The sequence below is a fragment of the Streptomyces sp. E2N166 genome, from assembly GCF_003671715.1.
Taxonomy (GTDB): domain Bacteria; phylum Actinomycetota; class Actinomycetes; order Streptomycetales; family Streptomycetaceae; genus Streptomyces; species Streptomyces thinghirensis.
In genome coordinates, this window is sequence record NZ_RAIF01000006.1 from 1,118,881 (window position 1) to 1,127,324 (window position 8,444).

Genomic DNA, 8,444 nt, shown 5'->3' on the forward strand with positions numbered 1-8,444 from the left:
GGGGCACGAGGTCCGACGCGGGGCGTACCGGGCGACGGCGACGGCGGGGTGACGCGGGCGGCGCCCTCCCGGCGCCGATGCGGGGGGCGCCGGGTGGGGGGGGCGCCGGGGTGGTGAGGGGCGGCGTCGACAACTGTGAAGTGCGGTGGCTCGTTCGCCGGCACGCGTGCGCACCGACCGCTACGGCACCACGAGAAACCGAGATGCAGGACGCTGTCCGCCCGCCCGCTCCGTGCGTGTTGTCCGGCGGGTCCCGAAACGTTGCGGTCGGCCACCTTGACGCTCCCTGGGTGCCGGTGAACACTTCCGGTGTCAGTCGACATCGCCGTACATCTCGGCGTATTCCGGCACTGCGTCGCGCGGGCACTCCTGTCCTTCGAGGCCCACTCCCCCACGGGGCGGTTCGGCTGCTACGGCACGCTCGTCACTCACGCCCCGCGGCGGAGGTCCCCGGGGGAGACACACCCCGCACAGGAGGGCCGGGGCCGATCGCCCCGGGCCAGGGCCCAGGAGCCGCCATGAGCAACGGAGACATCTTCGTCGGCGAGATCATCGGTACCGCGATCCTCATCCTCTTCGGCGCGGGCGTCTGCGCCGCCGTGACTCTGAGGTACAGCAAGGCGCGGGCGTCGGGGTGGGTGGTGATCGCGTTCGGCTGGGGGTTCGGTGTGCTGGCGGGCGCATACACCGCTGCCCCGCTCTCCGGAGGGCATCTCAATCCCGCCGTCACCCTCGGGATCGCCGTCGACACCGGCGAGTGGGGCAAGGTCTGGATCTACGTGCTGGGGCAGTTCGTCGGCGCGATGATCGGCGCCGTCCTGTGCTACCTCACGTACTTCGCCCAGTTCCAGGCCAACGTCCGGAAGACCGGTACCACCGAGGGCACGGCGGACGAGCCGGTTCCGACGCTCGGCATCTTCTCGACCATCCCGGAGATCCGGCACCCGGTCGCCAACCTGGTCACCGAGATCATCGCCACCGTCGGGCTCGTCCTGCCGATCCTCGCCTTCGGACTGACCGAGGGTCTCGGCGAGTCGGGAACGCTGGTGCTGATCGTGTCGCTGCTCGTCGTCGGGATCGGCCTCTCCCTCGGGGGGCCGACCGGCTACGCCATCAACCCCACCCGTGACCTCGGCCCGCGCATCGTGCACACCTTCCTGCCGATCCCGAACAAGGGCACCTCCGACTGGGGTTACGCCTGGATCCCCGTGGTCGGCCCGCTGATCGGCGGGGCGCTCGCCGGGCTCGTCTACAACCTGGCCTTCTGAACGGCCCCCCGGGGCCGTCGCCTCCGCGCCCTCTCCGCGTCGCCTGCGCAGTCCTCCACATCCAGCCCAAGGAGTAGCCATGACGGACCACTCCACGAAGTACGTCGCCGCGATCGACCAGGGCACCACCTCGAGCCGCTGCATCATCTTCGACCAGGACGGCGCGATCGTCGCCGTCGACCAGCGCGAGCACCGCCAGATCTTCCCCAAGCCCGGCTGGGTGGAGCACGACGCCACCGAGATCTGGTCCAAGGTCCAGGCCGTGGTCGCCGGGGCGCTCGCCAACGCCGGGCTGCGCGCCGACCGGCTCAGCGCGCTGGGCATCACCAACCAGCGCGAGACGACGGTCCTGTGGGACCGCGCGACCGGCAAGCCGGTGCACAACGCCATCGTGTGGCAGGACACCCGGACCTCCGCGCTGTGCCGCCAGTTGGGCGGCACGGACGGGCAGGACCGGTTCCGCGAACAGACGGGCCTGCCGCTGGCCAGCTACTTCTCCGGGCCCAAGGCGGCCTGGCTGCTCGACAACGTGCCAGGTCTGCGGGCCCGTGCCGAGCGCGGTGAGATCGCCTTCGGCACCATCGACTCCTGGCTGATCTGGAACCTGACCGGCGGCACCGACGGCGGGCGGCACGTCACCGACGTGACCAACGCCGGACGCACCATGCTGATGGATCTCCGGTCCCTGCGGTGGGACCCGTCGATTCTCTCGGCGATGAACATCCCCGAGGCCGTACTCCCCGAGATCAGGTCCTCCGCCGAGGTGTACGGCACCGCCGTCGGCCAGCTCGCCGGCGTTCCCGTGGCGTCCGCCCTGGGTGACCAGCAGGCAGCTGTGTTCGGGCAGGCCTGCTACGACGTCGGCACGGCGAAGAACACGTACGGTACGGGCAGCTTCCTGCTGCTCAACACCGGTGACCGGCCCGTACCGTCGAAGAGCGGACTGCTGACCACCATGGGTTACAAGATCGGTGAGGAAGCGCCCGTCTACTGCCTGGAAGGGTCGATCGCCGTCACCGGGGCCCTGGTCCAGTGGTTCCGCGACCAGCTCGGCATCATCCGCAGCGCCGACGAGATAGAACCGCTGGCGGCGAGCGTCGCGGACAACGGGGGCGCGTACATCGTGCCCGCCTTCTCCGGACTGTTCGCGCCGTACTGGCGCTCGGACGCGCGCGGGGTGGTCACCGGGCTCACCCGGTACGTCACGAAGGCGCATCTGGCGCGCGCCGTGCTGGAGGCGACGAGCTGGCAGACGCGCGAGGTCGTGGACGCCATGTACCAGGACTCGGGGGTGCGCATCACGACGCTGAAGGTCGACGGCGGCATGACGAAGAACAATCTGCTGATGCAGCACCAGGCGGACGTGCTGGGCGTGCCGGTGATCCGGCCCCGGGTGTCCGAGACGACGTGTCTGGGCGCCGCGTACGCGGCCGGACTGGCCACCGGCGTGTGGAACGGCCTCGACGAACTCAAGACGCACTGGCAGCGGGACGTCGAGTGGGCGCCCGCCATGGAGGCGTCGGTGCGGGATCGCGAGTACCGGAACTGGCGCAGGGCGGTGGAGAAGAGCTTCGGCTGGATGGAGGACGGCGACGGCGGCTCCTAGGCGCCGGGCAGGCTCGGGGACACGCGCGCGTGGGTGTCGTCGCCGTGCCCCGAGCCGTCAGGTGGTGACGACCCTGCGGCGGTCCGCCGCCTGGGCCATGGCGTGCTGGACCACGCCGATGAGGACCTCCTTGACCGACTCCCGGTCACGCGCGTCGCACATGACCAGGGGCACGTCGGCGTCGAGATCGAGTGCCTGGCGGACGGTCTCGGCCGGATAGCGGGCCGACCCCTCGAAGCGGTTGACGCCGACCACGAACGGGATGGAGCGGCGTTCGAAGTAGTCGACGGCGGCGAAGCAGTCCTCCAGGCGGCGGGTGTCGGCCAGGACGACGGCGCCGAGCGCGCCCTCGGAGAGCTCGTCCCACATGAACCAGAAGCGCTCCTGGCCGGGCGTGCCGAAGAGGTAGAGGACCAGGTCCTCGCGCAGGGTGATCCGTCCGAAGTCCATGGCGACGGTGGTGGTGTGCTTGCCCTCCACACCGCTGACGTCGTCCACGGGCCGCCCGGCCTCGGTGAGCAGTTCCTCGGTGCGCAGCGGCCTGATCTCGCTGACCGCGCCGACGAGCGTGGTCTTGCCGACGCCGAAACCGCCGGCCACCAGGATCTTGAGCGTGACGGGCTCGACCGGCGGCTTGCCGCGCTGAGAACGCCCGAAGATCATCGATCTCTTCTCCTTAACGCGCCACTTGTGGTGCCGCTTGCCGTGCCAGTCGTAGTGCCCAAAGGCCGCTTCACAGTGCCCTCAGCCCGCTGATCACATCGCGCAGAATGTCCTCGTCCGGCAGTTCGGCCGGGGGCACGGGCCGGTTCACGCGGACGAGTTCGACGTCCACGAGGTCTCCCACCAGGACCCGTACGACCCCGATGGGCAGGTCGAGTTCGGCGGCGAGTTCGGCGACCGACTGCGGGGTGTCCCGGCACAGCCCGACGATGTCCACGTGCTCCGGGGAGAGCGTGACGTCCGCCTCCGGATCGTCCGCGTGGGGTTCCGTGACGACCACCGCGATGAGGTCGAGGCGGTGCTGGGCCGCGCTGCTGGTGCGGCCGCGCGTCATGGCGTACGGACGGACGACGGGTCCGGCCTCGTCGTCGAACCAGTGGTTTCTTCCCTGACCGTCTGCGCTCATGTCATCCCACTTACCCGCCCGAGGGCAGATCGGTGCGCGGAGCGGTGCCCAGGTGCACGCCGACCCGCTTGACGAGGAGGGTCATCTCGTAGGCGACCTGGCCGACGTCGGAGTCGGCGTCCGACAGGACGGCCAGGCAGCTGCCGTCGCCGGCGGCCGTGACGAACAGGAAGGCGTCGTCGAGTTCGACGACCGTCTGCCGGACGCTGCCCGCCTCGAAGTGACGGCCCACGCCCTTGGCGAGGCTGTGGAAACCGGACGCCACGGCGGCCAGGTGTTCGCTGTCCTCCCGGGTCAGGTCCTTGGAGGCCCCGGTCGCCAGGCCGTCGCCGGACAGGACGACGGCTTTGCGGATGCTCGCGACACGGTCGACCAGGTCGTCGAGGAGCCAGTTGAGCTCCCCGGTCCTGGTCGAGGTGTGGCCGGTCGCCTTCGGTGCGGTCATCGACCGTCCCCCTTAGTCGTTCCTCGTGGTGCTTGTGGTGCTGTGCCGCCGGGGGCGTCGCCCCCCGCGGCGTTCTCCTCGCGGCCGCGCTGCCAGCCGCGCTGGAGCGAGGCCATACGGCTGCGTACTTCCTCGGCGTCACGGTCGGCGGGGTCGGAGCGGTCCCCGGCGGGCGGTTCGGGGCTCTGCCTGAGCTGGGGGGCCAGGTTGGCCTGCCGTACGCGCCGGGGCAGCGCGCCCGTGCCGGGTCCGGAGGCGTCCGGGACATGTCCCGGGGCGCCGGGTGTGCGGTCGGCGTGGCGCGCGCGGTCGTCGCCGTTGTCGGACGTGGAACTCCCTCGCTCGGGAGACGCGCCGCGGCGGCGGGCCGGGAGCGACGGCAGCGCCTCGGACTCCGTACGGTCGGCGTCACGCCTTTCGGCACGGCCCTCCGCGCGAGCCCCCGAGCGGCCTCCCGCGCGTCCCTCGGCAGGGGCATCGCCACGGCCCTCGGCACGGTCGTCGGCGCGGCCGTCGATTGGTTCCGGGCGACGACGGCGGGTGGGCAGGGCGGGCGGCTCGGCCGGTCGAGACCGAGGGTCGGTCCTGCCTCCCGCGCGCTCGGCTCCTGCCGGGGGCACCTCGTGGGAGGTGTCCCGGGCGGCTCGTTCCGGCACCGGACGCCCGTGCGAGCTGACCAGCTTGGGGGTCCGGCGACGGGGCAGCGCGACCGGCGCGTTCACCTCGTCCTCCTCCTCGGGCTGGAGCGGCTCGCCCGAGTGGCCGGGGTCCTGACGTCGCCGTTCGGCGCGGCGCACCTCCTGGTCGCCGTCAGCCGACACGAGGGAGCGGCGCGGACGGAACAGACCACCCCGTTCGCTGTCCTCGTCGCCGAGCCCGCCCGGCAGGCCGTCGAGGGCGTCCAGGTCGACCGGCGCCTCGAGTTCGACCGGCCCGTCCAGCAGTGTGGCCGGGCGGCCCGGCAGCCGTGCGGGCACGTGGGCGAGGGCGGAACGGCGGCTCTCCTCCCGCTCCTTCTCCCTGACGTGCTGGGGACGGTCCAGGCGGAAACCGACGCCGTTGGTGTCCGGGGCGTCGTCCGTGAGCAGCGCGTCGGGAACGAAGACGACCGCGGTGGTGCCGCCGTACGGGGAGGGCTGGAGGGACACCCGGACGTTCTGCCGCTGGGCGAGCCGGCTGACGACGAACAGGCCGAGCCGGTCGGTGTCGGACAGCTCGAACTCCGGTGTCTCGGCGAGCCGGAGGTTGGCGTCGAGGAGGGTGTCGGCCGCCATGCCGAGGCCGCGGTCGTGGATCTCCAGGGTGAAACCGTTGGCGACGCGCTCGCCCATGACCTGCACGGCGGTGTGCGGCGGGGAGAACACCGTGGCGTTCTCCAGGAGTTCGGCCACGAGGTGGGTGAGGTCGGCGACGGCCGGCCCGGTGACGGCGATGCGGGGCAGCCGGCGGACCTCGATGCGCTCGTAGTCCTCGACCTCGGCGACGGCGGCCCGGACCACGTCCATGAGCTGGACGGGCTTGCGCCACTGCCTGGACGGGGCGGCGCCGGAGAGGATGACCAGGCCCTCCGCGTGCCGACGCATGCGGGTGGTCAGATGGTCGAGGCGGAACAGGTCGGCCAGTTCCTCGGTGTCCTCGGTGCGACGCTCCATGGTGTCGAGCAGGGTGAGTTGCTTGTGCAGCAGCACCTGGCTGCGGCGGGCGAGGTTGACGAACACCTCGGAGACACCGGCGCGGAGTTCGGCCTGCTTGACGGCGGCTTCCACGGCGGCGCGCTGGAGGGTGTTCAGCGCCTGGCCCACCTCGCCCATCTCGTTCCTGTCGTACTCCAGGCGCGGCACCTCGGTCTCCACGTCCACCTGTTCGCCCGCCGAGAGGCGGCGCATCACGCTGGGCAGGCGGACACCGGACGCCTCGTGGGCGTCCAGACGCAGTTGCCTGAGGTCGCGGATGAGGGAGCGGCCGACGCGTACGGACAGGAAGAGCGAGAACAGCAGGGCGATCAGGCCGAGAGCACCGGCGACGACCACCTTGGCGATGGTGTTCACGGCGACCGGGTCGACCCGGTCCTGGTAGCGGTCGGCGGCGTGGTCGTCCAGGGCGCCGAGTTCGTCGAGCACGCTGCCGGCGGCGGTGTCCCAGCTCTTGGCGGTGACGCCGCGGGGCGGGCCTGCCTCACTGGCGACGGCGGCCTCCTCGGCGACGCGCAGGGGCGCGGAGGCGGCGTTCTTCCAGAAGCGCTGGTAGCGCCCGCGTTCGGCGGCGGGCAGCAGCGGGAGGTTGATGTCGTACATCATGGTGCGCTGGGCCACGAGGTCGGAGACGTCGCGTATCTCGCCGCGGGTGAGCCGGCCGGTGACCAGTGCGGAGCCGAGGAGGGCGTCCTCGCGGGAGAGCAGTTCGCGGGCGCGGGAGACGTTGACGAGGGCGCGGTACTGCTTGTCCAGGCTCACGTCGTCGACGACGTGGAGGTTGGCGAGGAGTTCGTGACAGGGGTCGACCAGGCGGTTGTAGAGGCCGAGCGCCTGCGCGCGGTCGACGGTGCCGTCCTCGACACTGCGGCGCAGGGAGCCGATGCCGTCGAAGGCGTCCAGGACGGCGGTGAGCCGCTCCTCCTCGGCCTGGCCCAGCGCGTCGCGCACGTCGGCGTTCGCGGCGCTGGCGCGGATCTCGGCGATGGCCTCGTCGGTGGCGGTGCGGCTGCGCTGCAGGGCGGACAGCCCGTCGGAGGCGCGCGGGTCGGCGAGGTGTACGAGGGTCTGACGGCGTTCCTGCTGGAGGACACGGACGGTGTCCTCGACCGGATAGCCGATCTCCTCGACGACCGTCGAGACGCTGAACAGCCGGCCCGCCTCGCGTCCCGTCAGGACCGTGGCGAAGGCCCAGATCGCGGTCAGGGACACCAGCGGCACGAGGAGCAGCGCCACGATCTTCCGGCGGATCGACTTCCCGCGAAAGCGCATGGCCTCCCCCAGCTCGACCCCCACTGGCAGGGGGTACACATGTACGTCAACAAACGGCGCGAGCCTACTACTGACGGACAGGTAACTCGAAGACCCGTCCGGAGCGCGAACCTCCGCACCGGGGGCCGGCGATGGCCAGTTGTCCGGTCATTGGGGGAGATTCCCTCACGGGATCCGGTGGCGGGCGAGGCGGAGCGCCCTTCCGGTCTGGCGGGCGGATTGGCCGAAATTTTTCGACTGTGCCGGAATCCCGGGAATCTTGAGGGCTGGTCGTTCGTCATTCACTACGGGAAATGGAGGCGGAATCGGCCACGGGAGCCGCATCCCGCCCCCGGGCGGCGTAAAGCAGCGCAAGCCGGGCAGCCAGAGGGGAGCCGTGTCTTCGGACACGGACGAGCTGTCTGCTGGCGGTGGGGAGTGACATGTTGATGGGCACGGCGGAGCGGCGCAGGGCGCCCGAGGACGGCGGTGCGGCCGAATCGACGGCCCGTTCGGTTGTCGAGGCGCCGGATCGCGACACTCCGGCGGCCGGGCCGGACACGCCGGCACGAAGGCGTCCGGAGCGGCCGGAGGGACGGGAAAGGCGCGAAGCACTGGAGCAGTCGGCCTACCGGCCGTTGTGGACGGAGGAGCCCGCCCGGCGGCGCCGTCTGCCGGATCCGGTGCGTACGGCGGCCGTGCGCGCGGTGCTCGTCGTCGCCGTGACGCTGATAATGGCGATGGTGGCCTTCCTGTGCACGATGGCGGGGTCCTGGCTGGCGTTCCCCATGGTGATCGGCAGTGTGGCGGGCACGGTCGTGGCCACGTGGGGCGTGCTGGACGTCTGGGTGACGCGACAGGTCTGGAATCAGCGGCACGGCGTGGTGTCGATGCCGAGCAGCACCGCGCGGGCCATGCGCCGCGAGCGTCGGCGGGCCAGGCGGCAGGCCCGGTCCGCGGAGCGGGCCCAGGAGCGGATACGCCGGCGGGGCGGCGCGGGGCAGTTGTCGCATCCCTGAGCGGCCGGGTGCGGGGCCGGGCTCCGACATCGGCC

The 8,444-nt window shown here is 71.8% G+C and carries 7 protein-coding genes; 3 read left to right on the forward strand and 4 right to left on the reverse strand.

Features of this window, described 5'->3' with window-relative positions; genetic code table 11:
- Positions 1 to 518 precede the first annotated feature (518 nt).
- Positions 519 to 1,268 (forward strand): MIP/aquaporin family protein, encoded by a 750-nt coding sequence (locus tag EBH09_RS05430; RefSeq protein ID WP_121745826.1) that lies wholly within the window; start codon positions 519 to 521, stop codon positions 1,266 to 1,268.
- A gap of 79 nt (positions 1,269 to 1,347) precedes the next feature.
- Entirely contained in the window at positions 1,348 to 2,874 is a 1,527-nt protein-coding gene (gene glpK / locus EBH09_RS05435; RefSeq protein WP_121745827.1) for a glycerol kinase GlpK, read from the forward strand.
- A gap of 57 nt (positions 2,875 to 2,931) precedes the next feature.
- Here the strand turns inward: glpK and EBH09_RS05440 are convergent, their stop codons facing one another.
- The 4 genes from EBH09_RS05440 to EBH09_RS05455 all read right to left on the reverse strand — a co-directional run bounded on the left by EBH09_RS05440 (position 2,932) and on the right by EBH09_RS05455 (position 7,411).
- Positions 2,932 to 3,537: an ATP/GTP-binding protein gene (locus tag EBH09_RS05440; protein WP_121745828.1), complete on the reverse strand. Its 606-nt coding sequence runs from the start codon at positions 3,535 to 3,537 to the stop codon at positions 2,932 to 2,934.
- A gap of 70 nt (positions 3,538 to 3,607) precedes the next feature.
- Positions 3,608 to 4,003 carry a DUF742 domain-containing protein gene (locus EBH09_RS05445; protein ID WP_121745829.1) on the reverse strand — a complete coding sequence of 132 codons (396 nt, stop codon included), beginning with the start codon at positions 4,001 to 4,003 and terminating at the stop codon, positions 3,608 to 3,610.
- A 10-nt stretch (positions 4,004 to 4,013) separates the two neighbouring features.
- Positions 4,014 to 4,448: a roadblock/LC7 domain-containing protein gene (locus EBH09_RS05450; protein ID WP_121745830.1), complete on the reverse strand. Its 435-nt coding sequence runs from the start codon at positions 4,446 to 4,448 to the stop codon at positions 4,014 to 4,016.
- On the reverse strand, positions 4,445 to 7,411 hold the full coding sequence (locus EBH09_RS05455) for a nitrate- and nitrite sensing domain-containing protein (RefSeq protein ID WP_121746251.1): 2,967 nt from the start codon (positions 7,409 to 7,411) through the stop codon (positions 4,445 to 4,447). Before EBH09_RS05455 ends, EBH09_RS05450 begins: the two co-directional genes overlap by 4 nt.
- Positions 7,412 to 7,839: 428 nt before the next feature.
- Here EBH09_RS05455 and EBH09_RS05465 point away from each other — a divergent pair, with 428 nt between their 5' ends.
- Positions 7,840 to 8,409: a hypothetical protein gene (locus EBH09_RS05465; protein WP_275938392.1), complete on the forward strand. Its 570-nt coding sequence runs from the start codon at positions 7,840 to 7,842 to the stop codon at positions 8,407 to 8,409.
- The last annotated feature ends 35 nt before the right edge of the window (positions 8,410 to 8,444 follow it).